Source organism: Kribbella sindirgiensis (assembly GCF_004331435.1).
Lineage (GTDB): Bacteria > Actinomycetota > Actinomycetes > Propionibacteriales > Kribbellaceae > Kribbella > Kribbella sindirgiensis.
This window is the reverse complement of record NZ_SJKA01000011.1, coordinates 79,072-105,350: the sequence shown is the minus strand read 5'-3', so window position 1 is coordinate 105,350 and position 26,279 is coordinate 79,072. Positions and strand designations below refer to the sequence as shown.

The window sequence follows — 26,279 nt, the reverse complement described above, 5'->3', positions numbered from 1 at the left end:
CCTAGCTCCCCAACGCCTTCGCCACGATCGGGGCCAGTTCGCGCAACGCCTTGCCGCGGTGGCTGATCGCGTCCTTCTCCTCGACCGACAGCTCGGCCGTCGTCCGGTCGTACCCCTCGGCCTGGAACAGTACGTCGTACCCGAACCCGCCGGTGCCGCGCAGCGAGCGGATCACCGACCCGCGCATCTCGCCGAGCACCATCTCGTCCGGGCCGTCCGGCCGGACAAAAGCGACCGCGGCGACGAACGACGCGCCGCGACGCTCGTCCGGCACGTCCTCCAACTGCCCGAGCAGCAGCAGGTTGTTCGCATGATTGTCTTTCGCGGGGCCCGACCACCGCGCCGACAGGACGCCGGGCATCCCGTTCAGCGCGTCCACGCAGATCCCGCTGTCGTCGGCGATCGACGGCAGCCCGGTCGCGGCGAGCGCGGCGCGCGCCTTGAGCAGCGCGTTCCCCTCGAACGTCGGCTCGGTCTCGGGAGGTTCGTCGTACGGCGGCACGTCGCCGAGCCCGAGCACCTCGATCCCGGGCACGATCGGCGTCAGGATCCGGCGCAACTCCTCGAGCTTCTTCTTGTTGTTCGAGGCAAGCAGTACCCGCGTCACGCGAGGGCCTCCTGCTGGATCTTGGCCAGGTCGGCGCAGCCCGAAAGACCCAGTGAGAGCAGGCTGTCCAGCTCGGCGCGGTCGAACGGCGCGCCCTCCGCCGTACCCTGCACCTCGATGAACTTGCCGTCGCCGGTGATCACCAGGTTCATGTCGGTCTCGGCGCGGACGTCCTCCTCGTAGCAGAGGTCCAGCATCGGCACCGAGTCGATGATGCCGACGGACACCGCGGACACCGTCCCGGTCAGCGGCTCGCTCTTCAGCAGCTTCCGGTCCCGCAGGTACGACACCGCGTCCGCGAGCGCGACGTACGCACCGGTGATCGCCGCGGTCCGGGTGCCGCCGTCGGCCTGCAGTACGTCGCAGTCGAGCAGGATGGTGTTCTCGCCGAGCGCCTTGTAGTCGATCACAGCTCGCAGCGAGCGGCCGATCAGCCGGGAGATCTCGTGGGTGCGGCCACCGATCTTGCCCTTCACCGACTCGCGGTCCGACCGGGTGTTGGTGGCCCGCGGGAGCATCGCGTACTCCGCGCTCACCCAACCGAGGCCGGAGCCCTTGCGCCAGCGCGGCACGCCCTCGGTCACACTCGCCGCGCACAGCACCCGGGTGCGCCCGAACTCGACCAGCACCGAGCCCTCGGCGTGGTCGAGCCAGTTCCGGGTCACCGTCACGGGTCGGAGCTGGTCAGCATTACGTCCGTCAATCCGAGCCATACCCAAGACCCTAGTCGCAGTTGCTTACGTCCGAAGAACTGGCGGGAGCTCCGCTCGCTTCTTCGGACGCAAGCGCATCCCCTCGCCGGACGGGAGGGACTGCGTCAGTGCCATCCGGGCCGCCCACGGCAGCAGGTCGTTCGCCCGGCGGCCGACCCACGGAACCCCTTCCCGGACCAGCCACGCCGCGTCCGCCCACTTGCTCGGCGGCCGATAGGCACAGTCCAGCTCGGGCCGTACGTCGATGCGCAGCCCGCGGACCGCCAGCTCGTCCGCGAACGCCCGGGCGAGCTTGCGATGCCCGCGCTCCGCCGGGTGCAGCCGGTCGACGCTCCAGAAGTCCCGCCGGTACACCTCCGGGTAGTCGGCCATGTCCAGCCGGATCCCGCCGAACCTGGCGTGCAGGTCGTCGAACGCGACGTTGACCTGCTCGATCCGGTGCCACAGCGGCCGCCGCAGCCACCGCGGCAGGCCGAACACCTGGCCGTGGTCGTGGAACCGGACGGTCAGCAGCAGCGCACCGCGGGCGGTCAGCTGCTCCGCGCACAGCTGCAGGTGCTCCCGGATCCGGCCGGCGTCGAAGGTGGACCGCAGCGTGTCGTTGACGCCGACGATCAGTGAGGCGAGGTCGATCGGACCGTCCCCGGTGGAGGGCAGTTGCTCGGTCGCGACGACGGGCACGGTGGCGCCGCTGGTCGCGAAGTTGGAGAACGTCACACGGTGGGTGCTGGCCAGGGAGTCGGCGAGCAGCGAGGCCCAGCCCCGCCACCCCTCCCCCGGGCGCGCACCGGCACCGGACAGGTCGGTCGTACTGCTGCCGTTCATCGGGTCCCCGACCCCTACTGTGGTCGAGTCCCCCAGTGCCACGTAGTGGAGGCTCACATTCCGCCATGGTGACGGCACGGAGCGAGACGTCGATGTGCGGCGGGTGACGGGCAGCCCAATTCCAACTGGAGGATCGGTGATTGCTTGCCAGAATTGCTCGGAGTTAGGCTGTTGCAAACAACTATGTGCAGGAGTTGCCTGGTATGACTGATCTTCGGTTTGGCGTGGTGGGGCTCGGAGCGCGCAGCCGCATCGCGCAGTACGCGCACCGTCCCGGCGAGGGCTCGGAAGTCGTCGCGGTCTGCGACCCGGTCGCGGGGCAGCGGGACCTCGCACTGGAGCTGTACCCCGACGCCACGGCGTATGCCGACCACTCCGAACTGCTGGACCAGAAGCTCGACGGCGTGTTCCTGACCACGCCCGACGACCTGCACGAGGGTCCGGCGATCGACTTCCTCCAGGCCGGGGTCTCGGTGTTCGTGGAGAAGCCGCTGGCGATCACCACCGAGGGCAGTGACCGGGTCCTGCAGGCGGCGTACGACTCCGGCGCCCGGCTGTACGTCGGTCACAACATGCGCCACATGCCCGTCGTACTGACGATGCGCCAGCTGATCCAGGACGGCGCGATCGGCGACGTGAAGGCCATCTGGTGCCGGCACTTCGTCGGCCACGGCGGCGACTTCTACTTCAAGGACTGGCACGCGGACCGCACCCGCACCACCGGTCTGCTGCTGCAGAAGGGCGCCCACGACATCGACGTGATGCACTGGCTGGCCGGCGGCTACACGACCCGGGTGAACGCGATGGGCGCGCTCACGCTGTACGGCGGGATCACCCACCGGATGGACCGCACCGGCCAGCGATTCAAGGACTTCGTGTCCAATGACAACTGGCCGCCGCTGGAGCAGAAGGGCCTGGCACCGGTGATGGACGTCGAGGACCTGTCGATGGCGAACCTGCTGCTCGACAACGGGGTCTTCCTCACCTACGAGCAGTGCCACTACACCCCGGACTACTGGCGCAACTACACCGTGATCGGCACCCACGGCCGGCTCGAGAACTTCGGTGACACCGCGGGCGGCGTGGTCAAGGTGTGGAACAGCCGCCGCTCCGGGTACCGCGAGGACGCCGACCAGGTCGTCGAGATCGCCGGCGAGACCGAGCACCACGGCGGCGCCGACCCACACCTGGTCGCCGAGTTCGTGAACTTCGTGCGCGACGGCGGCGCGACCCTCACCTCCCCGATCGCGGCCCGTGCCGCGGTCGCAGCGGGTTACGCCGCCACCCAGTCCCTGCGCGCGAACGGCGTACCGCAGGACGTCCCGGCCCTGGACCCGGCCCTGGTCAGCTATTTCGACAACGGGCAGACGCGCTGACAGTGCTACGCTTTTCGACGTGACCAGGTACGCCGCGATGCGAATGCTGAGCCCTCGATACGGGAGGACTTCAGCGGCGTAGGCACGTGTGCTTGCAGCGAGAGGCCCCCGATGTCGGGGGCCTCTTTCGTTTCCCCAGCTGCTGCCACCACCCTGGAGTGCCACATGATCACGTACATCACCGACTGTCACGACGGTAACGCCCGCGCCAGACTCAGCATCCGGATCGGCACCCTGTTCGGCCAGGCGCCGACGATCGTCGCCGCCGACGGACCCGATCCGGAGTCGTTCGCCGCGCTCACCCTCCTGGACTGCCTGCAGGCGCTGGACCTGCTGGGCGAGGAGGGCCACCCGACCATCACCCTGCTCAACATCGCGCCCCGCGACGGCGTCTGGCCGAACGGCGTCCCGTTCTGCTTCTTCCGGTACGGCAAACACCTGGTCGCGAGCACCTTCAACACCCGCGTGCTTTCCCTGGTACGGCGGGAGCTCGGCATCGACCACGTCTACGTCACCGATATCCGCGAGGCGGTCACCGCCGCCGGGTTCGCGCCGGGCGAGGTCGAGAAGATCGCCGGCACGCAGTTCCGCAGCCTGTGGTACCTGCCGCTGCTCGCGAAATGGGTCGCCGACGGCCGCGCCGTACCGGCGACCCAGACCGCCGTCCCCGAACCGCTCGACGACGAGCCGGTCGTCGCCGTGGTCGACAACTTCGGCAACTGCAAGCTCGACCAGCGCCTCGACCTCGTCCCCGGTACGACGCTACCCGTTGCCCAGCGCAACGATGACGGCAGTACCACGATCGTCGACGTCACCTGCTACCCGCATCTGACCGCCGTACCGCGGAACGCACCGGGCATCGTTCCCGGCAGCTCCGGCACCGGCTTCACCGAACTCGTCATCCGCGGCGGATCGGCGGCCGGAGCCTTCGGCCTGCAACCCGGCGACACCCTGCTGGAGCGAGCCGCCGAGAAGGTCGCGTAACGGTCGGTGGGCTCGCCTACGGTTCCATCGGAAGTCCGGCGGCGAGCTGGTCGAACGCCTGGTCCAGAATCTCGAGGTACTGCGGGAGAGGGGCGCCGATCGCGGTTTGGTACGTCGCCAGGACGACGCCGACGACCGCTCCGGCCCAGGCGCGGACCGCGAAGTCGTCGGTGGGCCGGCTGGTGCGTTCGGCGGCGAGGGTCGCGAGGAGTTCGATGCCCTCGTACAACTGGTCGAGCATCCGGACGCGGAGCTCGGGGGCGTTCATCACCAGGCGCTGGCGTTCGGATTCCAGCTCCCACTCCTCCGCGGTCAACGCGTCCATGCCCTGACGGATCGCCGCCCGGAGCGCCTCGGTCGGGTGCAGCTCGGGCGGCTGGCCGCGGAACAGTTCGATCATCACCGGGTCGAGCCGGTCGAGGACGACGGTGTCCTCCTTGGTCGGGAAGTACCGGAAGAAGGTCGCCGGCGACACCTCGGCCGCGGCGGCGATCTCCTGGACCGTGGTCTCGGCGTACCCCTGGTCCCGGAAGAGCCGCAGCGCGTGCTCCTGGATCGCCGCCCTGGTCTTCGCCTTCTTCCGCTCCCGCAGACCGCTCATACCTTGATTGTCGCAAGCTCCGGTGTGGTTGCCGGGGTACGACGGGGCAGGAACGCCAGCGCGAGCACGATGGACACCACCGCGAGGCCGCTGCACGCCCACAGCGTCACGTCCATGCCGTCGACGAACGCCGCGCGGGCCGACCGGGTCAGCTCGGGCGAACCGATCGCGACCGCCGCCGAGGCACTGTCCCGGGCGGCCTGGGCGGCTGCCGGTGGAAGACCCGTGACGTCCAGGTGGTTGCGGTACGCCGCGTTGAGCACCGTGCCGAGGATCGCGACGCCGAGCGTGCCGCCGACCTGGCGTGACGCCTGGATCAGCGCGGATCCGGAGCCGCTCCGGTCGAGGGGCAGCGCGGCGAGGGCGAGCCCGTTCATCGGCGGCAGAGTGAAGCCGATGCTGACCCCCACCAGGCTGACCCAGATCGCGGTGAACCCGTAGCCGTCGCCGACCTTCGTGAACGCCCCGAGTGCCAGCCCGACGAGCATCAACGAGAACCCGATCACCACCGAGACCCGCGCCCCGGCCGTCTCGACCAGCCGCTCGGCGACCTTCGCGCCGATCAGCATCCCGCCGATGATCGGCAGCAACCGCAGGCCGGTGTGGAACGCGTCCGCGCCCTGCACCGCCTGGAACAGTTGCGGCAGCACGAACAGCAGTCCCACCAGCGCGAACGAAGCCAGCGTCGCCAGCACCGTGCCCCAGGTGAAGCCGGCCGACCGGAACAAGGACAGTTCGATCAACGGATCCGCCGTACGCCGGGCCCACGCCCAGAACACGGTCAGGAAGATCACTCCGGCCGCGATCCCGCCGAGCGTCCACGCCGAGCCCCAACCGTGCTCACCCGCCGCGATGAACCCGTACGTCAGGCAGACCAGCCCGGCCGCCGTCAGCAAGATGCCCGGTACGTCGATCCGCCGCGACCGGTGCCCACTGGTCGACGGGATCAGTAGTGCCACTGCAACTAGTCCGATGGCTACCAGTGGCAAGTTGATCAGGAAGATCGAACCCCAGCGGTAGTGGTCGAGCAGCCAGCCGCCGAGGACCGGGCCGAGGGGGATGCCGAGCGAGTTCGCCATCAGCCAGATCGTCATCGCGCGCTGCCGTTCCTCCGGCGCGAACAACAGGTTGAGGAGCGACATCGACAGCGGGATCAGGAACGCCGACCCGATCCCCAGCGCCGCGCGACCCGCGATCAACTGACCGGGCGAGTCCGCGAACGCGCACGCCGCCGACGCCAGCCCGAACACCACCAGCGCCGCGAGCATCAGCCGCTTCGGCCCGAACCGGTCCCCCAGCAGTCCCGCCGGCAGCAGCAGCGACGCGAGCACCAGCGTGTAGGCGTTCGCGAACCACTGCAGTTGACTTGTCGACGCCTGCAGATCGGTCGCCAGCGTCGGCAGCGCGACGTTGAGCACGGTCAGATCCAGCCCGATCACGATCAGGCTGAGCGACATCGCCGCCAGGGCCCACCACCGCCGCGGATCCAGCATGACAAACACCTTTCTGAGATCAACTCTAATTTGAGAGTAGATCTCAGAATCGCGATCTGTCTACCGCACGGTGCCGCGCAACACCTCCCGGAAGAGCTCCGGCTGCTCGCGCCACGGAGAGTGCCCAGCGCCCGGGATCAGGTGGAAGGTGTGATTCGGGGTGTGGGCGGCGAGGTCGCGGACGGCGAACGCGGGACGGGGGTCGCCGGCGCCGTGGATGAACGTCACCGGGGCCTGGATCGACGCGGCCCGGGACGTCACCTCGGTCGCCGTCCAGCTGTTCATGTCCGCGGCGAGCGCACGGTTGGCGGCGAAGTTGATCGGCAGGTCGACAGACGCGCTCTCGTACGCCCACTCCATCGCCCGCTCCCGGTCGGCGTGATCGGGAAACCACGACAGCACCCGGAACTCGATCTCCTCGGCCGGCGTGCGCGGGCGGCCCGAGAGGCCCTCGAGCCGGTCCTGCTGATCGGGGGTCATCCGGCGCGCCCGTTCCGCGGCGTCATGCGGACGCCAGTCGCCGATGCCGACACCGCCGACGTACACGACGCCGGCGACCTGCTCGCCGTACGCCGCGGCGTACGTCATCGCCAGCGAAGCGCCGAAGGAGTGGCCGAGTACGACGATCCGCTCATGACCGAAGTACGTGCGCAGTTCGTCGATGTCCTGCGCGAGCCGCGCCATCGTCTGCACGTCAGACGGATCGCTTCGGCCGCACCCGCGCTGGTCGAAGCGATGGACAACCGTCAGGTCGTCGAGCATTTCCGCGAAGACGGCGTAGTCGTCCCACAGACCTGGGCCGCCGTGCAGGACAACGACAGGTGGTGCGGATGTCGCCGAGCCACTGGTTGCGGTCCACAACCGAACGCCGTCAGATGTCGAAAACGGCATGCGGGGTAGCGATCTCGACCGGTCCGGAGAAGGTGCGGCGGGCGTTCTCGGCCTGCGTCACGCGGTCGTACCACGGCGGGACATGAGTAATGACGAGCCGCTTCACATTGGCCTTCTTGGCATGCTCACCAGCATCAGAGGGCGTCAGGTGCAGGTCAATCGGATTGTTCGGCTCGTTGTCCGGCAGCGCGGCCTCGGACAGCAGTACGTCGGCGCCGCGAGCCAGCTCGATCAACGCGTCGTTCGGACCGGTGTCGCCGGTGTAGACCAGCGACTTGCCGCCGTGCTCGACCCGGATCGCGTACGCCGGTACCGGGTGCACCATCGGCGCGGTGCGGATCGTGAACGGCCCGACCTGCTGAACGTCCTGCCAGGCATGGAATTCCAGCTCCTCCTCCATCCCCGGATCGAGCGGCAGGTCGTAGGCCAGCGCCATTCGTCCCGCCGTACCGGGCGGACCGAACACGGGGATCCGCGGGATCGGCGCCCCCGGCGCGTAGCGCGCCGCGACGTACAACCCGCACAGATCCATGCAGTGGTCCGGATGCAGGTGGGTCAGACCGATCGCCCCGATCTCCGGGACGGCGATATGCCGTTGGAGCGAACCGAGCGCGCCACTGCCGAGGTCCAGGATCAGGTTGAACCCGTCGGCGGTGACCAGATAGCTCGAGGCGGCCGAGTCCGGCCCGGGCACAGACCCGGAACAACCGATCACGGTGAGCTTCATACCTGGAACCCTACCGGCGAGTCGACCCCCGCGCAGGACGACCGGTGGCGTCGATTCGGTTACCACACAGGCATCCGGAACGCTTCCGGTGCCTTGGACAACGGCCGGATGCGACCCAGGTCACATGTCAGCGGATCCAGGCGAACTGGTCGACCCCGGACAGCACCGGGCCGAGGAAGCGGGAACCGATCGCGGCGAATTCCGCGGGGTCGCCGGTGGTGACGAACCGGTGCGCCGGGGTCGGGAGGTCGTCGGGGCGGAGCAGGCCGGTCTTGGTCAGTACGCCGTACACGTCCTTCGCGCACTCCTCGGCGCTGCTGACCAGGGTCACGTTGTCGCCCATCACGTACGAGATGACGCCGGTGAGCAGCGGATAGTGGGTGCACCCAAGGATCAGCGTGTCCACACCGGCCTCGACCAGCGGGTCCAGATACTCGTGGGCAGCCTCGAGCAACTCCGGTCCGGACGTCACGCCGGACTCGACGAAGTCCACGAACTTCGGGCACGCCCGCGTGAACAGCTCCACCTGCGGCGCGGCCGCGAATCCGTCTTCGTAAGCAAGCGATTGCGCGGTCGCCTTCGTGCAGATCACGCCGACGCGCTGGTTCCGCGTCGCCGCCACGGCGCGCCGCGCGGCCGGCAGGATCACCTCGACGACCGGTACGTCGTACCGCTCGCGCGCGTCCCGCAGCATCGCGGCACTCGCGGAGTTGCACGCGATCACCAGCATCTTCACGCCGGCCTCGACGAGATGGTCCAGGCATTCCAGCGCGTACTCGCGGACCTCGGCGATCGGCTTCGGCCCGTACGGCTGCCGCGCGGTGTCGCCCAGATAGAGGATCGGTTCGTGCGGCAACTGATCGAGTACCGCGCGGGCGACGGTGAGTCCCCCAAAGCCTGAGTCGAAGATCCCCACCGGTGCGTCTGCCACGGGAAGAGCTTAGAGGTTCCGCCAAGAGATGACACCGTCGCGAGCGTCGTCCCGCGGAGTGCTGGGCAAGGCGGAGGAGGGAGGCAGGACGGAGTCCTGTCGACCGACGACAACGCCGCCCAGTGCCCGCGGGGCGGCGCGCAGCAGGTGGCATCTCTTGGCGGAACCTCTCAACGGGTCCGGCGGCGGGCAGATCAGAAGTGCAGCCTTACCTAACCGGCTGGAGCGACACGCCGAGGTTGTCCACATCTTTACGTTATGGAATTGCCTTTTCGCGTGATGCGCGCCACTCTGGAGCGATGTTTGTACGACCGCCCCTCGTGATGCCATGGATCTGATGCATCACCTAGCGGTGGTGATGAGTACCACCGCCGCACCAACTCCGCAGCCGGACCACGTCGCCGCCGCAGGCCAAGCGGCCAGTCAGGCAACGGAGTCCGGCAACGGCACAGCAGCCGATATCGCGTCGTCCATCGGACCGACGGGACTCCTGCTGCTGGCGCTGATGGCGATGTTCGCTGCGTACGTCGTCTCGCTGTCGCTGCACCCGAACGCCAAGTGCAACCGGTGCAAAGGTGCCGGCCGGCACCGCGGCAGCATCTTCAGTTACGCCCAACGCCCGTGCAACAGCTGCAAGGGCCGCGGCGTCCACCCCCGACTCGGCCGCAAGGTCCTGTTCAAGCAACCCTAGGAACCATGACGTAATCACCCCTGCAGGTGCCTAAGGCAACAAAGGCGCCACCTACCCCGGACCGGCCCTCCGCCCGCCGTTCCGGCTCCCCTCACTCCTGCACCGACGGGTTCAGCGTCCGGTTCGGCCGTCGAGCTGTTCGCGCAGGATGTCGGCGTGCCCCGCATGCCGGGCGGTTTCCTCGATCAGATGCACGAGCGTCCACCGCCGCGACGGCGCCGTACGCCTGCCCGGGCGCGGCCCCGGTACGGTCAGGTCGTCCCAGCCCGCGACCGCCGCGTTCGCCTCGGCCCCTGTCTGCGCGTACGCCGCGAGCACCTCCGCCGCCGTCTCGTCAGCTCCCGCGCGGAACGTCGCCTCCCAGTCCGCCACCTCATGCCCCATCAAGTGGTACCGCTCCACGGCGGTCAGATGCTTCACGAGTCCGAGCAGACTGGTCCCGGAAGGTACTCCGGGTGCGCGTACCTCGTCCTCCGGCACACCGTCGGCCTTGGCCGCGATCGACGTACGGAGGTAGTCGAGGAAGCCGACGAGTACGTCGCGTTCGCCCGGCGCGGTCGCCGGCGGTCCGGTATCACGTCTCTTCACCCGGCCAAGAATGGCGTCCGGCCGGTCCTTCCAGCACGAAATGTTGCCGGACCGGCAACGGTTCAGACGCCCTCTCAGGCCCAGAGCTGGCCTTCGAGGCGGTCCTCGGCCTCGTCGATGGTGCCTTCGTAGGCGCCCGTGGACAGGTACTTCCAGCCGCCGTCCGCGACCACGAACGCGATATCGGCCTGCTCACCGTCGCGCACGCACTTGGCCGCCTGGCCGAGCGCCGCGTGCAGGATCGCGCCGGTCGAGATCCCGGCGAAGATGCCTTCGTTGTCGAGCAGCTCGCGGACCCGGCGGACCGCGTCACGCGGACCGACCGAGAAGCGGGCGTCGATCAGCGTCTCGTCGTACAGCTCCGGGACGAAACCCTCGTCCAGGTTGCGCAGGCCGTAGACGAGTTCGCCGTACCGCGGCTCGGCGGCGACGATCCGCACCGCGGGCTTGTGCTCGCGGAAGAACCGGCCGGCGCCCATCAGCGTGCCGGTGGTGCCGAGGCCGGCGACGAAATGCGTGATCGCCGGCAGGTCCTCGAGGATCTCCCGCGCGGTGCCGTCGTAGTGCGCGAGCGCGTTCGACGGGTTGCCGTACTGGTACAGCATCACCCAGTCCGGGTGTTCCTCGGCGACCTGCTTCGCGACCCGGACCGCCTCGTTGGAACCGCCCGCGGCCGGGGAGGAGATGATCTCGACCCCCCACATCCGCAGGATCTGGCGGCGCTCCTCGGAGGTGTTCTCCGGCATCACGCAGACCATCCGGTACCCGCGGAGCTTGGCCGCCATCGCCAGCGAGATCCCGGTGTTGCCCGACGTCGGCTCGAGGATCGTGTTCCCCGGGCGCAGCCGGCCGTCCTTCTCGGCGTCCAGCAGCATCCGCAACGCGGCCCGGTCCTTGATCGACCCGGTCGGGTTGTGGTCCTCGAGCTTCGCCCACAGCCGGACGTCGGCCGACGGCGACAACCGCGGCAGCCCGACCAGCGGCGTACCGCCGACCGAGTCGAGCAGGCTGTCGAAGCGCATCGGGACTCAGCCGCCCGCGACGGCCGGGAGCACGACGACGATGTCGCCGTCCTTGACCTCGGTCTTCAGTCCGCCGGTGAACCGGACGTCCTCGTCGTTCACGTACACGTTCACGAACCGGCGCAACTCCTCCGGCTCGCCCTCCACGATGCGCTCCTTGAGGCCCGCGTGGGTCCCGTTCACGTTGTCGATGAACTCGGCCAGGGTCGCGCCGTCGCCGTTGACCGCCTTCGCGCCACCGGTGTAGGTGCGGAGGATCGTCGGCACGCGCAGCTCGATCGCCATATCAGTCTTCTCCTTCTGTTTCCTCATAAGAACCAACGACGCGTACTTCTTCTTCCGTCACCACGCCGCCGATGATCCGGTACGAGCGGAACTCGACCGGCCCGTCGTACGTCTGGGAGTGCGCGCCGCCGCGGGTGGAGACCAGCACGTAGTGCGCGTTCGGCTCCTGGGCGCGGTCGATGTCGGTCCGCGACGGGTACGCCTCGGTCGCGGTGTGCGAGTGGTAGATCACCACCGCTTCCTCGTCCCGGTCCCACATCTCGTTGTAGAGCCGCTTCCAGTCCTCGTCGTCGAACTGGTAGTACGTCGGCGACATGGCCGCGTTCAGCATCGGCACGAACCGCTCGGCCCGATCCGACCCCTCCGGCCCGATCACCACCCCGCACGCCTCATCCGGATGATCCTTCCGGGCATGCGCAACGATCGCCTCGTACGTCCCCTTCTCGATCACCAGCACGCCTCTACGGTAGTTGGCCGAAGCGCTGCATCCGGCCGACCGCACTCTGCGTCCAGATAGTGGATGGTTTCGGAGAGTAGTCAAGTGGTGATACTGAGCGAACATGAGGGGACTGCGGAAGTACTGGGGTTGGGGCCTGCTGGCCGTCATGCTGACAGCGATCTGGTCGTGGAGCCTCGGGCCTGCGGTGCTGATCGCCGGCTGGGCGCTGGTGACGGCCTATTTCCTGTTCCAGGTACCCGTGTGGTGTGGCGCCGAGGGACGGCAGGGGCCGTGCCGGAACAACTCGTCGGGGATCATGCTCGGGTGCAACCAGGTCCGTCAGCACAAGTACCAGAAGCTCAAGCTCGCGTTCGTCCCGCGCAGATGGCGTGAGCTGAACCGCGGGCTCTGGGTCAACCCGGCCAAGTGTCTGGCCAGTGCGGGAGCAGTCGTCGGCATCGTCACCGGCATCGTGTCGACGACTGTGAGCGTCGTACGCGGCTGACCTACCAGCGGTCGTGGATCTGGGGGCGGATGAGGGTGTCGTAGGTCTGCTGGACGGCGGTGAGTTGGTCGGGGGTGAGAGGGGGGAGGGTGGCGGCGGAGATGTTGCCGGCTACCTGTTGGGGGTTGCGGGCGCCGGGGATGACGACCGTGACGCCGGGCTGGTCGAGGATCCAGCGGAGGGCGAACTGGGCCATCGCGGTGCCTGCGGGGAGCCAGGGCATCAGGCGGCGGACGGCTTCCAGGCCGGTGCCGAAGTCGACGCCGGAGAAGGTCTCGCCGACGTCGAAGGCCTCGCCGTGCCGGTTGTACGTGCGGTGGTCGTCGTCGGCGAACGTGGTGTGTTCGTCGTACCTGCCCGAGAGCAGCCCGCTGGCGAGCGGGACGCGGGCGATGATGCCGACCCCGGCCGCCTGCGCGGCGGGCAGTACCTGGTCGAGCGGCTTCAGGCGCAACGCGTTCAGGATGATCTGCACCGACGCGACATTCGGCCGCGCGATCGCGGTCAGCGCCTCGGCACAGGTCTCGACACTGACGCCGTACGCCGCGATCCGCCCCTCGTCGACGAGCGTGTCCAGCGCGTCGAAGACCTCGTCGTTGGAGTACACCGGCGTCGGCGGGCAGTGCAACTGCACCAGATCGATCGTGTCGACCCCGAGGTTCTGCCGGGACCGGTCGTTCCAGGCGCGGAAGTTCGCCAGCGAGTAGTTCTCCGGCACCTGCTCGACCCGGCGCCCCATCTTGGTCGCCACGGTCAGGCCCTCGGACGACTTCAGCACCTGTCCGACGAGCCGCTCGCTGCGCCCGTCGCCGTACACATCCGCGGTGTCGATGAACGTCACGCCGCCGTCGATCGCGGCCTGCAGCACCGCGAGCGCGTCGCTCTCGTCGACCGCTCCCCAGTCGGCCCCGAGCTGCCACGCCCCGAGCCCGACCACACCAACATCCCGCCCGGTCCGCCCGAGCCGCCGCATCTCCATACGCCCAACCCTAGTGTCAGCGGATGAGCGGACCTCCAGCACTCACCAAGTCCCCCGGACGAGCCTAAGCACAGCCAGATTCAGCGTACGAACCCGCCAACAGCAACTGTTACTGAGTGGTGCACGTCCGCCCCACCGCTCAGCGCATGTTGTGGAGGAGGGCGGATTGGAGGTAGCCGAGCCAGTCGTAGAGGTCGTAGGTGAGGCGGCGGGGGTCGTCCTCAGGGAGTTTTTCCCAGGTCGAGTAGTCGTCCTCGTCCTTGATGTCGAGGCGGGTGCCGATGGCGAGGCGGAGGTCGTTCAGGGCGCGGAGCCAGGACAGCTGCTCGTCGGGCTCCAGTGCGATCTCGTCCGCGCCGGACTCCTCGAGCGCGGACAGCACCCGCTTGGCGTCGGTGACCTTGCCCTCGCGCAGCCCACGCTCGGTGAACCGGCGGAACTCGGCCGACGCCATGTCGTCCTGCTTGTACGCGTCCGGCAGCAGCCGCTGCAGCACGATGTCCTCGGGCGGCGACGTCGGCCCGTCGGAGTCCAGCAGCGCCGCGAGCGGGTCGCTCGACTCGGTGGCGCGCGGCGGCAGGCCGTCGTACAGCAGCTCGACCAGGTTGCGGAGCAGGTTCGCGAGGATGTCCGCCTCGTGCTCGGCGAAACTGACGACCACGGTCTTGCGGCGCCTGCGGAAGCGCGTCACGACTTCTCGCAGGTGGCCCACAGGCCGTAGGTGTGCATCGCTTCCACGTCGCGTTCCATCGCTTCCCGGTTGCCGTTCGAGACCGCCGACTTGCCCTCCTGGTGCACCTGCAGCATCAGCTTCTCCGCCTTCTGCTTGGAGTAGCCGAAATAGGTCTGGAAGACGAAGGTGACGTAGTCCATCAGGTTGACCGGGTCGTTCCAGACGACGGTCACCCAGGGCGGGCTCAACTCGATCGCCTCGTCGACCTCGGCGCTCTCGAGTTCGCTTGGTGCGGTGGTCACCTGTCCATTCTCTCCATCATCGGTTCGGGCTTCGCAATAGGCTGCCCCTGTGAGCCACTCGACGGCGTTATTGACCGACCATTACGAGCTGACCATGCTGCAGGCCGCGCTGGCCGACGGCACGGCGCAGCGCCGCTCGGTGTTCGAGCTGTTCGCCCGCCGGCTGCCGGACGGCCGCCGGTACGGCGTGGTCGCGGGCGTCAACCGCCTGCTGGACGCGCTCGAGCGGTTCCGGTTCGACGAGCAGACGATCGCCTTCCTGGCCGATCGCGGCGTCGTCGACCAGGCTACCCGGGACTGGCTGGCGGAGTACCGCTTCTCCGGCGACATCTCCGGGTACGCCGACGGCGAGATCTTCTTCCCCGGCTCGCCGGTGCTCGTGGTGGAGTCGTCGTTCGCCGAGGCGGTGCTGCTGGAAACCGTTTTCTTGTCGATCCTGAACCACGACTCCGCGGTCGCCTCGGCGGCGTCGCGGATGACCTGGTGGGCCGGTGGGCGGCCCTGTATCGAGATGGGCTCGCGCCGGACCCACGAGGAGGCGGCGGTCGGCGCGGCGCTGGCGGCGTACATCTCGGGGTTCAGCGCCACCTCGAGCCTGGAGGCGGCCCGCCGGTTCGGCATCCCGAGCACGGGGACGGCGGCGCACGCGTTCACGCTGCTGCACGACCGTGAGGAGGACGCGTTCCGGTCGCAGGTCGACGCGCTCGGCAAGGGTACGACGCTGCTCGTCGACACCTACGACGTCGCGAACGCGGTGCGGACCGCGATCGAGCTGACCGGCCCCGAACTGGGCGCGGTCCGGCTGGACTCCGGGGACCTGCCGTCGCTGGCCGGGCAGGTCCGGGAGCAGCTGGACTCGCTGGGCGCGACGAAGACCCGGATCATCGTGACGAGCGACCTGGACGAGTACCAGATCGCCGCGCTGGCGCCGGCGCCGGTCGACGGGTACGGCGTCGGTACGTCGCTGGTCACCGGGTCCGGGTACCCGACGTGCGGGTTCGTGTACAAGCTGGTCGCCCGGGAGGATGCGAGCGGTGAGCTGGTGCCGGTGGCGAAGAAGAGCCCGGACAAGATCTCCATCGGCGGGCGGAAGTGGGCGCTCCGGCGGCGTACCGCGGCCGGGGTCGCCGAGGTCGAGCTGATCGGTGTCGGTGAGCAGCCGGTCGACGACGGCGACGACCGGGTGCTGCTGAAGCCGCTCGTCGAGGCGGGCAAGATCGTCGGCCGGACCACGCCGGAGGAGTCGCAGGCGCACCATCAGAAGGTCCGCGACGAACTCCCCCGCTCCGCCAGCCAACTGAGCCGCGGCGAACCCGCCATCCCCACCGACTACATCGGCGACTACAACAGCCGGAAGCCGTTCCTGCCCCGGAGTCACACGTGAGCACGACGCACAACGCCGGAGAGTGGTCACCGGATGCGCCGGCTGACGAGGCCGACGTACTGATCGCGTTGCGGTTCGCGGAGCGGGCGGCGCGGAAGGCGGTGGCGGAGGAGCTGGCGGGGACCGTGCTGCACACCGGGCAGGAACTGGTGCTGGCCAAGCTCCTGCACCACGGGTCGTTGCCGGTGGCCCGTCTCGCGAAGGTCCTGGACGTCGAGGTGCCGACGGCAACCAAAACCACGCAGCGGATGGAGGCCGCCGGGCTGGTCCGCCGGGTGAAGAGCACGACCGACGCCCGCCAGGTCGGCATCGAGCTGACCGACCGCGGCGTCGAGCTCGCCCACACCGTCCAGGAGATCTACGACCGGGCGGGCCGCCGTGCGCTCGCCCAACTCAGCCCTGAAGACCGTCGCATCCTCCGCAACCTTCTCTGGACCATCACCGGCACCTTGGAAGACCTCACCCAGCTCTGACCCACCGCCGCACCACAGCCGCCGACTCCCACACATGGCGGCTCTTGTATTGGATGTGTGGGGCGAGGATGGCCAGGTCTGGGAACTGGGGACTGCTACCCATCTGAAGTAACCAGCCGACGTCCCCGATCGGCCGGCTCCGGGTATTGGGCGTGGTGCTGCCGGGGTGGGCTTGCTGCGGGTTGTGCAGGTCGACAGTACGTATACGTCCACTGTCCGGCGATCCCGCCTCCCGCCCGGCGCGAAGAGGCAGGTAGTAGACGTATACGTACTGTCGAGCTGCCGTTTCGGCGGACTGTGGCTACCCGTGAGCGCGGTCAGCCGGTTGCCGGGGTTATCCGCCTCGCGTCAGGAGGTTGGGAGGTAGGTGTCCAGGTACGGGTTGCGGAACTTGCCTGTGGGGTCGAACTTCGACGCGAGGGTGATGAAGTCCGGGACGCGTGGGTAGCGTTCGGCGAGGGTGGTGGCGTCGGCTTCGAAGACCTTGCCCCAGTGGGGTCGCGCGTCGAGCGGTGCGAGCGCGTTCTCCAGGGCGGCGACCACGGGACGGACCACTGTCTCGTCCTGGATCCAGGTGAAGTGCAGGGCGACGGTGTCCCGGCCCTGGCTCGGGCTGAGCCACAGGTCGTCGGCGGCGATCGTCCGGACCTCCGACACCTGGATCATCGGTGCGAACTGGTTGCCCAAGGCCCGCAGTACGTCGAACGCCTCGGCCGCCCGCGCACGCGGTACGAAGTACTCCGACTGCAGCTCGTCCCCGTTGCTCGGCGTGAACTCGAGCCGGAAGTGCGGCAGCCGCTCGTTCCACGGCCCAGCTACCCCGCCCTGCTGGGTCGCGTAGTCGGCCGGCATCACCTTGATCGGGTGCCGCGGCCCGTCCGCGAGCCGCGCCCCCAGCCACTCGGCCGAAGGCGCACTCAGCTCCCGCCGCTTACGCCACACCATCACGTCCGGATCCACCCAGTCGGTGAACGCGCTCACGCTGTACGCGCTGCCCATCACCTCGGCGAAGTCCGTCCCGAGCCGCTCCACCGGCAGCCCGTCGTACACCACCTGGCTGATCTGGTACGTCGGTTGTACGTCGAGCGTCAGGCTGACGGTCACGCCGAGCGCACCGAGCGAGATGACCGACCCGGCGAAGTCCTCGTCGTCCCGGGTCAACGTGACGAGCTCACCGGACGCGTCCACGAACGTGATCGCGTTGACCGCGTCCGCGAGCGGCCCGTTGGCGTCGCCGGAACCGTGCGTCCCGGTCGAGCACGCGCCGGCCACCGAGATGTGCGGCAGCGAGCCGAGGTTGTGCAACGCCAGCCCCTGAGCCTGCAGCGCGGCCGTGATCTCGCCGTACCGCAGCCCGGCCGAAACCGTGACGCCACGCTCGCCGATCTCGATCACCGAGGGCAGGTCGGCGACGCTGACCAGAGTGCCGGCGCTGTCCGCGATCCGGTTGAACGAGTGTCCAGTGCCGAGCACCCGCACCTTCTCCGACCGGCCGACGAGGTCCTGCAGTTCGGCGATCGACCGCGGCCGCTGCAGCGCGCTCGCGAAGCTGATGTTTCCCGCCCAGTTGGTCAGCGTCATGACAGGACTCTCGCACACCACCTGCCGTCGGCCTCCAGGGGTCTTGACCCTTGGAAAACAACGAAAAGTTTCGCGCTCCACCCCCGGTTCCGGGCTGCTCCGGTGGCCCGCGTTAGCGTGGCAACGACAGCGAAATCTCGACTGAGAGGAAGCTATGTCGCGCATAACACCACGCCGATGGGGCGCCGTCGCGCCCGGTCCGGCCGGCGTCCTGGCCACTGGAACCGCGGTCACTCTCGCGGTCGCGGGTACGGTGCCCGCCCAGGGCGCAACCACCTCCGCGGACAGTGCCGCTGCAACAGCGTCGGCGACGCGGAAGATCAAGTGTGACCCCAAGCCCGGCGGCAAGCCGTTCTACGACCCGCCGTCGGCATCGAAGAAGTACGACAAGCGGTTCCGGAAGAGCGCCGCGCTGCCCAAGCTGGGGTCCTGCATCCCGCAGGGCGTCGGTACCTGGTGGAACTGGTCCGGGTCGAAGAACCTGCTGCTGGTGGCCATGTACCACCCGGGCAAGCGCTCGCTCATCGTCGGTATCGACCCGGCGACCAACAAGGTCGTCGGCGACGTCTCGATCGCGTCGACGCACGCGGGCGGAATCACCACCGCGTACGGGTGGGCCTTCGTCCAGGGCAGCACGCACGGGATCCGCAAGTACAAACTGTCCACGCTGGCCAAGGCGATGAAGAAGTCCGGTACGCCGTACGTGAAGGCGACCGGTTCCGAACGGAAGGTCTACTGGGCGTCGTTCGTCACCAGCTACGGCGACTCGTTGTTCGCGGGCCGGTTCAACCCCAAGGGCCGCGGCAAGATGTACCAGTACAAGATCAAACCCAACGGCTCGCTCACCACGATCAAGAAGGCGTGGGAGATCCCGGCCAAGACCCAGGGCCTGCTGGTGACGAAGAACCACTTCATCTACAGCACGTCCTCGGGCCGCAAGTACCTGAGCAACCTGTACGTCGTACGCCGCGGGCAGCGTGATCTCGACAAGGCCAAGCTGACGTGCTTCCGGGCGCCGAGCATGTCCGAGGGGATCACCGACTTCGGCGGGTACGCGTACCTGGCCTTCGAGTCCGGTGCCTACAAGTACCGCTCCGACCCGAGGACGAAGAACGTGATCAAGAACCTGCACCGGGCGAAGATCTCGTCGCTGACCAGCCTCTTGTGAGCGGCTGACCAGCCTGTCGTGACGGCATCGGGCGTCATCAGATGGTTTGATGGCGCCCGATGGTCATCTGTTTCGGTATCGCCGGGTTCTGGTTCCTCGTCTTCGGCGTCAGCTTCCTGCGCGACCGGCGGCTGTTCAAGAACGGGATCTTCCTGGTCCTCACGCTGATGTTCGCCGGCCTCGGCGTGATCTTCGCGGTCGAGACGGTGAGTAAACCCGTGGCGGTCGCGATGGTGTGGGCGATCGTGGTCGCGATCCCGTTGACGATCGCGGTGCTCGCGGTGTTCCTGGTGATCAACGGTGTCACGATGCTGCGCCGGGAGCGCCGCCGGCTGTCCAACCTGCTGTCGCTGCTGGTCGGCCTCGGGATCATCGGCTTCGTGATCTTCAGCGTGCTGGTGCAGAAGATCGGCTGGGAACCGCTGGCCGTCGTACGGTCGGTCCTGCTCGGCGTACTGACCTACATCTCGTTCCTGTTCCTCTGCTTCCTGGTGTACGCGTTCTTCTACAGCCGGGTCCGCTCGTCGCGGAAGGTGGACTTCGTCGTCGTCCTGGGCTCGGGCCTGATGGGCTCGCGGGTCACGCCGCTGCTGGCGAGTCGGCTGGACCGCGCGCAGCAGGTGTACGAGCGCGCGCTCCGCAAGGGCCGCTCGCCGCTGCTCGTGACATCGGGCGGCCAGGGTCCGGGTGAGGACTTGCCCGAGTCGCACGCGATGGCGGCGTACCTGGTCGACCACGGCGTCCCCGACGACCAGATCCTCCGCGAGGACAGGTCGACGACCACCTGGGAGAACCTGACGTTCAGCCGGGACCTGATGGTCGAGCTGCGACCGCAGTACCGCTGCCTGATCGTCACGAACAACTTCCACGCCTTCCGCGCCGCGCTCACCGCCCGCAAGGCCAAGGTCAACGGCCAGGTGGTCGGCTCCCCGACCGCGGCGTACTACTGGCCGACGGCAACAATCCGCGAGTTCGTCGCAATCCTGGCCGGCCACCCCTACATCAACGGCGCCATCTGCCTCCTGATCGCCCTCATCACGATCCTGCCGTACTTCTGAACCTCGCCTGCCCTCTGGTGAACCGCTCACCTGCCGGGCCGGCCGACCATGCGGCGGTCGGCGATGCTCAGCGCCGGCGCGGCTGCACCAGGCCGGACTCGTATGCGGCGATCACGAGCTGGGCCCGGTCGCGGGCGTGCAGCTTGGCGAGTAGGTGGCCGATATGGGTCTTCAAGGTGCCGCGACCGACGTGCAGGTGGTCGCAGATCTCCTCGTTCGACAGTCCGCGCGCGATCAGCGACAGTACCTCCCGTTCCCGCTCGGTCACGCCGTCGAGACCGGTGAGCGGGCCCTGCCCTGGCTCGGCCAGCCGTGCGAACTCGGCGATCAGCCGGCGCGTGATCGAGGGCGCCAGCAGCCCCTCGCCGGCCGCGACGACGTTGATTGCCTGCAGCAACTCCACGGGCGGGACGTCCTTCAGCAGGAACCCGCTCGCCCCGGCCCGCAGACCGGCGTACACGGCGTCGTCGAGGTCGAACATCGTCAGGATCAGCACCTTCGTGGCGGCTGTCTCCGGCGCGGAGCAGATCCGCCGGGTCGCCTCGATCCCGTCCAGCCTGGGCATCCGGACGTCCATCAGTACGACGTCCGGCCGCTCGCGCCGCGCGAGTTCGACCGCCTCGATCCCGTCCGCCGCCTCGCCGACCGTCGTCAGCCCGGGCGTGGTGTCGATCAGCACCCGGAAGCTCCCGCGCAGCAGCGCCTGGTCGTCGGCGACCAGGACCCGGATCTCACTCATACGGCAGCCGTACGACGACCTCGAAGCCACCGCCCGCGCGCGGCCCGGCACGGTACGTACCGCCGTACACACTGACCCGCTCCCGGATCCCGATCAGGCCGTGCCCTTCGACGACCGCACCACCTTCGCCATCGTCATAGACCTCGAGCTGTACGGCGTTCGCGGCGCCGGTGATCGTGATGCGGCAACAACGGGCGCGGGAGTGTTTGGTGATGTTCGTCAGGCATTCCTGGACGATCCGGTGGACCGTGAGAGCGACGGCCTCGGGAAGCGGTTCGGGTACGTCGACCTGCAGCTCGACTGCGACGCCGGTCGACTCGACGCGCGCGACCAGCTCCGGCAGCGCGGCGAGACCCGCGGGCGGCGCGAGCTCCGCGGGCTCGTCGGAGGTCCGCAACAGCCCGAGCATGTGCCGCAGCTCGACCAGTGCGTCGCGACTCGTGGACTCGATCACCGACAACGCGTCGGACACCTCCTCGGGACGGACCCGCAGGACATGGTTCGCGACCCCGGCCTTGACCGCGATCAATCCCATGCTGTGGGCAACGATGTCGTGCAGTTCGCGGGCAATCCGCAGCCGTTCCGCGGCCACCGCCTGCTCGGCCAGCAGCTGAGCCGAGCGTGCGGCGGCAGCCCTTCGGTCCCGGACGACTTGTCCCAGCACCCAGGCGCCGTACAACGCGGCGATCCCGGTGAGCACGATCGCGGCGCGGGACTGACCGGCCGGCGCGCCGGCGACCACGGCGAGGAGCAGAACGACGAAGCCGACCGCCCCCGCGAGACTGATCAGCCGGCGGCTGGACAGCGGCCGGTGCGTTTCCCGGGTGAGTGCGACGACGTACAGCACGTACGCCGCGGCGAGCAGCGGATCGCGCAGCCCGTCCACGGCGAAGGCGACCACGGACATCACGCCCACGACGGCGAACGCGGGAACCGGCCAGACCCGCCGTACCGCGACCGGCAGCGCGAGTCCGATCGCGACGAGCGCGGGTCCATTGGACGAGGTGAGCAGGACAAGAACGGCGTACCCGACCGCCACAACGCAGTCCACGGCGATCAGCTGCCGCCGACTCAACCCGAACTCGTCCGCCACACGTCGAACCTAGCCGAGCCCACGGACCACCACCTCAGACCGGAGTCCGACGGCCCCTGGTCCGATGCGCGCCCGCTGGTGAGGTCAGCGGACGCGGACCGCGACCGACGGGCTCTTCTGGACGTTGCGGCCGTCGCTGACCTCGACGTGGTACGACACCTTTCGGCCGCTGGTCAGGCCGGAGTCGGTGATCGAGGTGACGGTCGGCTTCGTCCAGGAGTTCGACGTCCGCGACCAGCTCGCGATCCGCGTGCTGCCGCGGTACACCAGGTAGGTGAGCGTGAGGTTGTCGCGGTCGAGCACAGTCGGGACGGCGATCGTCACCTTGTTCACCCGCGCACTGGCGACCTTGGGCGCGGCCGGTCGCGCCGGCGCCGCACCACCCGGCGTGTTCGTGAACCGGGTCAGTCCCTCCTGCGGTACGCCGTTCACCTTGGTGAAGTCACCGCCTGCCCAGAGGTCGTTGCCACCGGACGCGAACGCGAGCGGACCGACGAGCGTCGTACCACCGGCCGTCGCGTTCGGGAACCACGGACCGAGCTTCCCGGTGATCGCGCTGTAGACGAGGAAGTGATGCATCCCGGTCTTGTCCGGGAACGCCCCGTCCGCGCTGCAGTCGTGCGCGTGCGACCCCTTGTACAGCCAGTTCCCGATCGCCTTGATCGCCTCGGTCGCGCCGCGGCACTTGCTCTGCCAGAGCAGCTTGCCGGTCGTCGCGTCGGCGGCGAGCACCCCGTCGTAGCAACCCACGCTGTGCGTCCCGGCGTTGGACGCGAAGACCTTGTTTCCTTGGACTTCGAGGTCCTTGACCCGGCTGTCGCACTCCTCGGACTTCGGCGGGATCGCGGCCGCGGCGGGCATCGGGCGCGCGGCGCCGGTGGCGGCGTTCACCATCGCCAGCGCGTGCACGTCGCGGCCGCCGATCCGGGTGAAGCCGCCGCCGACGAACGCACGCTTGCCGTCGGTCGACAGCTCGATCGCGTGGACGTCGTCGTTCGCGTTCGGGCTCCACGCCTGCAGTGCGCCGCTGTTCAGGCTGACCGCGGCGACCCGGCTGCGGGCGACCTTGTCCACGGATCCGAACGAGCCGCCGAGGTAGACCGTGTCGCTGGAGATCTTCAGCGCCGCGACCCGGTAGTTCACCACCGGGTCCCAGCCGGCCACCAGCTTGCCGCTGGCAACATCGAACATCGCCACCCGCGACCGCGGCACCCCGTCCACGACGGTGAAGTCGCCGCCGATCACGACCCGGCGGCCGTCCGGTGAGGTCGCGACGCTCCACACCGGGCCGTTGACCTGCGGCGCGAACCGCGTCGGTACGCCGGTGGTCCGGTCGAACACCGCGAAGTACTTCCGCGCCACGTCCCCGACCCCGCGGGCCTTCCCCGGCGGCCGGACCCGGGTGAACAGACCGCCCGCGAACACCAGGTTCCCCGCGACGGCGAGCGTGTTCACACTCGCGTTCGTCTGCCACGTCGTCTGCTGCACCGACGACAGCGCGGACCCGAACCCGCGCGGTGCGCTGCCGGTCGCGGCCCCGGTCGCCGCCCGCACTGCGGGACCGGAGGGAACCAGCGCCGCCGCACCCACAGCGGCAGCGGTGACAACAGCCAGAACGGCCTTCTTCATGAGCAAACCCCCAAGGGCCCGCTCCGGCGGGAGATGCCGACCCTATGACTTGATGACAATGCGCACGCAAACGATAACTGTCGGCACACGCAACCCGCCGCTCGGGGTCAGCGGCGACCGGGCCGGCAACCGGCCAGGGTGTGAGTGCCGGTGCCGCTCGTGTGCGGGATCAGGCCGTAGTAGATACGGGGTGCGCCGTCGAGCGTCAGCGTCGCCTTGCCGTTGGTCACAGGCAGCGTCCGCGCCTGCCCGATCGCGTCCAGCTCACGTACGGCGGAACTCGCGGCCACCGTGAGCGATGTCTTGGTCGGCCACGGGTCGACCCAGACCTCCGGCGCCGGGAAGTGCCAATCGGTGCGCTGGCCGGCCGTGTTCAGGATGTAGCCGTCGGCCCGATTCCACAGCACGACCGCCGGCCCATCCGGGGTGTCGAACCACAAGCCGGACGTCAGCGGATCCGCAAAGGTCAACTTCCCGCGGAAGGTCGCCTGGTCGAGCACCCGGGCCGCCGTCGCGTAGGCGAGCAGCGACGGCTTCGGGCTCAGATCGCGATTCATCAGGCCGAAGTGGTACTCGACATTGTCCGGATCGGCGATCTGCGGCATCCCGAGCACACTGTCGTGGAACTGGTACCAGCAGACGCACCGAATACCCTCGGCCTTGGCCAGCGCCAAACTCAGCAGGATGTTCTCCGCGGCATGGCGATAGGTGTCGTGCCACCAACTGTTGGGCTTGGTCGCCGCGTAGGCCTCCGTCAGCCAGATCTCCTTCGCACCGTGCTCCGCCATCAACGCCTTGAGCTGCATCAGCCCGCCGTAGAAGTTCCAGTAGGTGCCCACGGCACCTGTGCCCCAGTCGTCACCCGGCGGAATGTAGTCGGGCGTGAAGTTGCCGCGACCGGGGTGGTAGGCGAAGGCGTCGATCAGGTCCCATCCGCCCGCGGCGATGAAGTTCTCGACCCACGGCTTGTCCATCCCGGCCAGTCCGTTGTTCATCAGCTTCACGGTGTCCCCGGTGACGGCCCGCCGGTCGAAGACCGGCCGCATCACCTTGTCCAGATAGGCCTGTGCGGCGACCCCGGTGTTGAACGGCCGGTTCAGTTCGTTGCCCACCTCGAAGTACCCCGCACCGGCACCGGCCGCCACCGCGAGCTTGTCCGCGGCCCAGGCCGCCGCCTCGGTGTCGGTCACGGTCAACGACGGCTGCAGTTCGATGTTGTGCCGCATCCCGCGCGCGTCGAACACGGACGGTGGCAACCCGGGCCCACCGTCGTACGCGATCCGGACCAGGTTGATACCGGCTCGCTGCCAGAGATCGAGTACGGCGTCGGCGCTCGGCCGCTGGAGCCACGGGTAGTTGGCGATCCCGAACATGCTCTCCGCACCGGCCTGATAGTCGTACGTCGGCAGCACGGCGAGGTTGGTCCGCGCGAACGCCGCGTCGTCACCCGATCGCACCACGACCTCCGCCAGCGCGATCCCACTGGGCGCGCTCAGGTTGAAGGTGTGCTGCCAGGTGCCGGCCGCGGCGACACTTCCCGTCACGGTCGTCGACGCCAGGAGTACGCCGTCGAACCCGCGCATCCACAGTTCGAGCTCGACCGACTTGGCCGCGCCGCCGTTGGCCACCAGCGCGGTGAGCGCCATCGGCGCACCGACCGACTCGTACAGGTTGAAGTCGCTGTTGGTGGTGAGCTCGATCCCGAGCTCACGGCCGCGGCCGATCGTGGCGGTCGCCGACGGGCGGGTCTCGGAGAAGAAGAAGTCCGCCCGGCTGGTCCAGCCGCCGGCCGGATCCGCTACGCCGGGTGAGTGCACCCAGGTCGCGTTCGTCCACGCCTGGCGGGAGCGGTCCAGCAGGAACAGGCCGTGCAGGCTCGAACTCCACGTCGACGTGTGCGCGACGCCGACGGTGTCCTCGTACGGGATCCCGCCGCCCGCGTCGCGAACCCACTCGGTGATCGCGATGTAGTCGTCCGGCGCCGTCGGTGCCTGGATCGCGCGACTGAACAGGAACCCGTCCGGAATCAGCGTGTTCGGCCCGGTGATCCGCCATTCCAGCCGGGCGTGCGACGTACTGACGCTGAACCAGCCGGTGACGACCGTCGAGCCGGCCGCGGCGTCGAAGGTGTAGTCCATCCGGATCGCCGGCGTCCCGTCCGCGAGCGCGCTCAGCGTCGGCGTGCCGCCGGTGGACGTCAGGACGCCGGCGACGCTGTCCTTGACCTGGAACTTCGAACCGGCCGACCGCGTGACGCCACCAGCGTCACGGATCGCGAGCCGGCCGCCAGGGCCGGCCAGCAGGCTGATGCCGCCGGCCGTCAGTGTCACGTCACCGGCCGCGGCGAAGGCTTTGATCGGGGTCGCTTCGGCGACCAGGACGACACCGGCCGCGAGCGCCGCACCGAGCAGGCCGCGGCGGCTAAGGGTGGAGGTCATCGACTACTCCTTCTGATAATGCGTATCTTCAGATTCGTTGGACGGAACATTCCCAGCCGTGAACCGTGCCGTCAAGAGGTCATT

28 protein-coding genes are annotated in these 26,279 nt (G+C 68.9%); 8 read left to right on the top strand and 20 right to left on the bottom strand.

All coding sequences use genetic code 11. From position 1 onward, the window contains the following. Position 1 precedes the first annotated feature (1 nt). The 3 genes from rdgB to E0H50_RS28100 are packed head-to-tail and all read right to left on the bottom strand — an operon-like array spanning position 2 to position 2,202. Positions 2-607 (bottom strand): RdgB/HAM1 family non-canonical purine NTP pyrophosphatase, encoded by a 606-nt coding sequence (rdgB, locus tag E0H50_RS28110; RefSeq protein WP_131293538.1) that lies wholly within the window; start codon positions 605-607, stop codon positions 2-4. Continuing rightward, positions 604-1,320 carry a ribonuclease PH gene (rph, locus tag E0H50_RS28105; protein WP_131293537.1) on the bottom strand — a complete coding sequence of 239 codons (717 nt, stop codon included), beginning with the start codon at positions 1,318-1,320 and terminating at the stop codon, positions 604-606. Before rph ends, rdgB begins: the two co-directional genes overlap by 4 nt. A 24-nt stretch (positions 1,321-1,344) precedes the next feature. After that, positions 1,345-2,202 carry an SGNH/GDSL hydrolase family protein gene (locus E0H50_RS28100; RefSeq protein ID WP_131293536.1) on the bottom strand — a complete coding sequence of 286 codons (858 nt, stop codon included), beginning with the start codon at positions 2,200-2,202 and terminating at the stop codon, positions 1,345-1,347. A gap of 146 nt (positions 2,203-2,348) precedes the next feature. Between E0H50_RS28100 and E0H50_RS28095 the strand changes: the two genes are divergently transcribed. Beyond that, positions 2,349-3,521 carry a Gfo/Idh/MocA family protein gene (locus E0H50_RS28095; protein WP_131293535.1) on the top strand — a complete coding sequence of 391 codons (1,173 nt, stop codon included), beginning with the start codon at positions 2,349-2,351 and terminating at the stop codon, positions 3,519-3,521. Between the two features lie 165 nt (positions 3,522-3,686). Continuing rightward, positions 3,687-4,505, top strand: coding sequence for an SAM hydroxide adenosyltransferase (locus tag E0H50_RS28090; RefSeq protein WP_131293534.1), 819 nt, complete (start codon positions 3,687-3,689; stop codon positions 4,503-4,505). Between the two features lie 16 nt (positions 4,506-4,521). Here the strand turns inward: E0H50_RS28090 and E0H50_RS28085 are convergent, their stop codons facing one another. The 5 genes from E0H50_RS28085 to murI all read right to left on the bottom strand — a co-directional run bounded on the left by E0H50_RS28085 (position 4,522) and on the right by murI (position 9,148). Further along, on the bottom strand, positions 4,522-5,106 hold the full coding sequence (locus tag E0H50_RS28085; protein WP_131293533.1) for an acyl-CoA-like ligand-binding transcription factor: 585 nt from the start codon (positions 5,104-5,106) through the stop codon (positions 4,522-4,524). Further along, positions 5,103-6,599, bottom strand: a complete 1,497-nt coding sequence (locus E0H50_RS28080) for a DHA2 family efflux MFS transporter permease subunit (protein ID WP_131293532.1) — start codon at positions 6,597-6,599, stop codon at positions 5,103-5,105. Before E0H50_RS28080 ends, E0H50_RS28085 begins: the two co-directional genes overlap by 4 nt. A gap of 60 nt (positions 6,600-6,659) precedes the next feature. Further along, positions 6,660-7,490: an alpha/beta fold hydrolase gene (locus E0H50_RS28075; RefSeq protein WP_131293531.1), complete on the bottom strand. Its 831-nt coding sequence runs from the start codon at positions 7,488-7,490 to the stop codon at positions 6,660-6,662. After that, positions 7,471-8,217: an MBL fold metallo-hydrolase gene (locus E0H50_RS28070; protein WP_131293530.1), complete on the bottom strand. Its 747-nt coding sequence runs from the start codon at positions 8,215-8,217 to the stop codon at positions 7,471-7,473. The genes E0H50_RS28075 and E0H50_RS28070 overlap by 20 nt, the downstream gene beginning before the upstream one ends. A gap of 127 nt (positions 8,218-8,344) precedes the next feature. After that, positions 8,345-9,148: a glutamate racemase gene (murI, locus tag E0H50_RS28065; RefSeq protein WP_131293529.1), complete on the bottom strand. Its 804-nt coding sequence runs from the start codon at positions 9,146-9,148 to the stop codon at positions 8,345-8,347. A gap of 358 nt (positions 9,149-9,506) precedes the next feature. Here murI and E0H50_RS28060 point away from each other — a divergent pair, with 358 nt between their 5' ends. Continuing rightward, positions 9,507-9,839: a hypothetical protein gene (locus E0H50_RS28060; RefSeq protein WP_238151286.1), complete on the top strand. Its 333-nt coding sequence runs from the start codon at positions 9,507-9,509 to the stop codon at positions 9,837-9,839. A 111-nt stretch (positions 9,840-9,950) separates the two neighbouring features. On the opposite strand, the gene E0H50_RS28055 is transcribed toward E0H50_RS28060, so the two are convergent. The 4 genes from E0H50_RS28055 to E0H50_RS28040 form a co-directional block, all read right to left on the bottom strand. Next, on the bottom strand, positions 9,951-10,427 hold the full coding sequence (locus tag E0H50_RS28055) for a DinB family protein (protein WP_238151285.1): 477 nt from the start codon (positions 10,425-10,427) through the stop codon (positions 9,951-9,953). 74 nt (positions 10,428-10,501) lie between these two features. Beyond that, positions 10,502-11,449, bottom strand: coding sequence for a PLP-dependent cysteine synthase family protein (locus E0H50_RS28050; RefSeq protein ID WP_131293526.1), 948 nt, complete (start codon positions 11,447-11,449; stop codon positions 10,502-10,504). A gap of 6 nt (positions 11,450-11,455) precedes the next feature. Continuing rightward, entirely contained in the window at positions 11,456-11,734 is a 279-nt protein-coding gene (locus tag E0H50_RS28045; protein WP_131293525.1) for a MoaD/ThiS family protein, read from the bottom strand. Position 11,735: 1 nt separating this feature from the next. Then, positions 11,736-12,191 carry a M67 family metallopeptidase gene (locus tag E0H50_RS28040; protein ID WP_131293524.1) on the bottom strand — a complete coding sequence of 152 codons (456 nt, stop codon included), beginning with the start codon at positions 12,189-12,191 and terminating at the stop codon, positions 11,736-11,738. A gap of 103 nt (positions 12,192-12,294) precedes the next feature. On the opposite strand from E0H50_RS28040, the gene E0H50_RS28035 reads away from it, so the two are divergent. After that, positions 12,295-12,678, top strand: a complete 384-nt coding sequence (locus E0H50_RS28035) for a hypothetical protein (protein ID WP_131293523.1) — start codon at positions 12,295-12,297, stop codon at positions 12,676-12,678. A gap of 1 nt (position 12,679) precedes the next feature. Here E0H50_RS28035 and E0H50_RS28030 read toward each other — a convergent pair whose 3' ends face one another. From E0H50_RS28030 to clpS, 3 genes are all read right to left on the bottom strand, one after another. Continuing rightward, on the bottom strand, positions 12,680-13,657 hold the full coding sequence (locus E0H50_RS28030; RefSeq protein WP_131293522.1) for an aldo/keto reductase: 978 nt from the start codon (positions 13,655-13,657) through the stop codon (positions 12,680-12,682). A gap of 139 nt (positions 13,658-13,796) precedes the next feature. Beyond that, positions 13,797-14,348 carry a DUF2017 domain-containing protein gene (locus E0H50_RS28025; RefSeq protein ID WP_131293521.1) on the bottom strand — a complete coding sequence of 184 codons (552 nt, stop codon included), beginning with the start codon at positions 14,346-14,348 and terminating at the stop codon, positions 13,797-13,799. Further along, a complete protein-coding gene (clpS, locus tag E0H50_RS28020; protein WP_131293520.1) occupies positions 14,345-14,632 on the bottom strand; it encodes an ATP-dependent Clp protease adapter ClpS in 288 nt (95 codons plus the stop codon). Before clpS ends, E0H50_RS28025 begins: the two co-directional genes overlap by 4 nt. Before the next feature lie 94 nt (positions 14,633-14,726). Between clpS and E0H50_RS28015 the strand changes: the two genes are divergently transcribed. Together E0H50_RS28015 and E0H50_RS28010 are read left to right on the top strand one after the other, a co-directional pair. After that, positions 14,727-16,016, top strand: coding sequence for a nicotinate phosphoribosyltransferase (locus E0H50_RS28015; protein ID WP_238151323.1), 1,290 nt, complete (start codon positions 14,727-14,729; stop codon positions 16,014-16,016). Beyond that, positions 16,013-16,489 (top strand): MarR family winged helix-turn-helix transcriptional regulator, encoded by a 477-nt coding sequence (locus tag E0H50_RS28010; RefSeq protein ID WP_131293518.1) that lies wholly within the window; start codon positions 16,013-16,015, stop codon positions 16,487-16,489. The genes E0H50_RS28015 and E0H50_RS28010 overlap by 4 nt, the downstream gene beginning before the upstream one ends. Before the next feature lie 348 nt (positions 16,490-16,837). Here the strand turns inward: E0H50_RS28010 and E0H50_RS28005 are convergent, their stop codons facing one another. Further along, on the bottom strand, positions 16,838-18,070 hold the full coding sequence (locus E0H50_RS28005) for a D-arabinono-1,4-lactone oxidase (protein WP_131293517.1): 1,233 nt from the start codon (positions 18,068-18,070) through the stop codon (positions 16,838-16,840). A gap of 154 nt (positions 18,071-18,224) precedes the next feature. Between E0H50_RS28005 and E0H50_RS28000 the strand changes: the two genes are divergently transcribed. Both E0H50_RS28000 and E0H50_RS27995 read left to right on the top strand, forming a co-directional pair. Beyond that, a complete protein-coding gene (locus E0H50_RS28000) occupies positions 18,225-19,238 on the top strand; it encodes a hypothetical protein (RefSeq protein ID WP_131293516.1) in 1,014 nt (337 codons plus the stop codon). Positions 19,239-19,297: 59 nt separating this feature from the next. Beyond that, on the top strand, positions 19,298-20,296 hold the full coding sequence (locus E0H50_RS27995; protein WP_131293515.1) for a YdcF family protein: 999 nt from the start codon (positions 19,298-19,300) through the stop codon (positions 20,294-20,296). A gap of 67 nt (positions 20,297-20,363) precedes the next feature. Here E0H50_RS27995 and E0H50_RS27990 read toward each other — a convergent pair whose 3' ends face one another. From E0H50_RS27990 to E0H50_RS27975, 4 genes are all read right to left on the bottom strand, one after another. Continuing rightward, a complete protein-coding gene (locus E0H50_RS27990; protein WP_131293514.1) occupies positions 20,364-21,035 on the bottom strand; it encodes a response regulator in 672 nt (223 codons plus the stop codon). Further along, positions 21,028-22,128 (bottom strand): histidine kinase, encoded by a 1,101-nt coding sequence (locus tag E0H50_RS27985; protein ID WP_202868365.1) that lies wholly within the window; start codon positions 22,126-22,128, stop codon positions 21,028-21,030. The genes E0H50_RS27990 and E0H50_RS27985 overlap by 8 nt, the downstream gene beginning before the upstream one ends. An 84-nt stretch (positions 22,129-22,212) precedes the next feature. After that, positions 22,213-23,757 carry a WD40 repeat domain-containing protein gene (locus E0H50_RS27980; RefSeq protein ID WP_131293513.1) on the bottom strand — a complete coding sequence of 515 codons (1,545 nt, stop codon included), beginning with the start codon at positions 23,755-23,757 and terminating at the stop codon, positions 22,213-22,215. Between the two features lie 107 nt (positions 23,758-23,864). After that, the gene (locus E0H50_RS27975; RefSeq protein WP_131293512.1) at positions 23,865-26,195 is read right to left on the bottom strand and encodes a glycoside hydrolase 5 family protein; all 2,331 of its coding nucleotides are present in this window, start codon (positions 26,193-26,195) and stop codon (positions 23,865-23,867) included. Positions 26,196-26,279 lie beyond the last annotated feature (84 nt).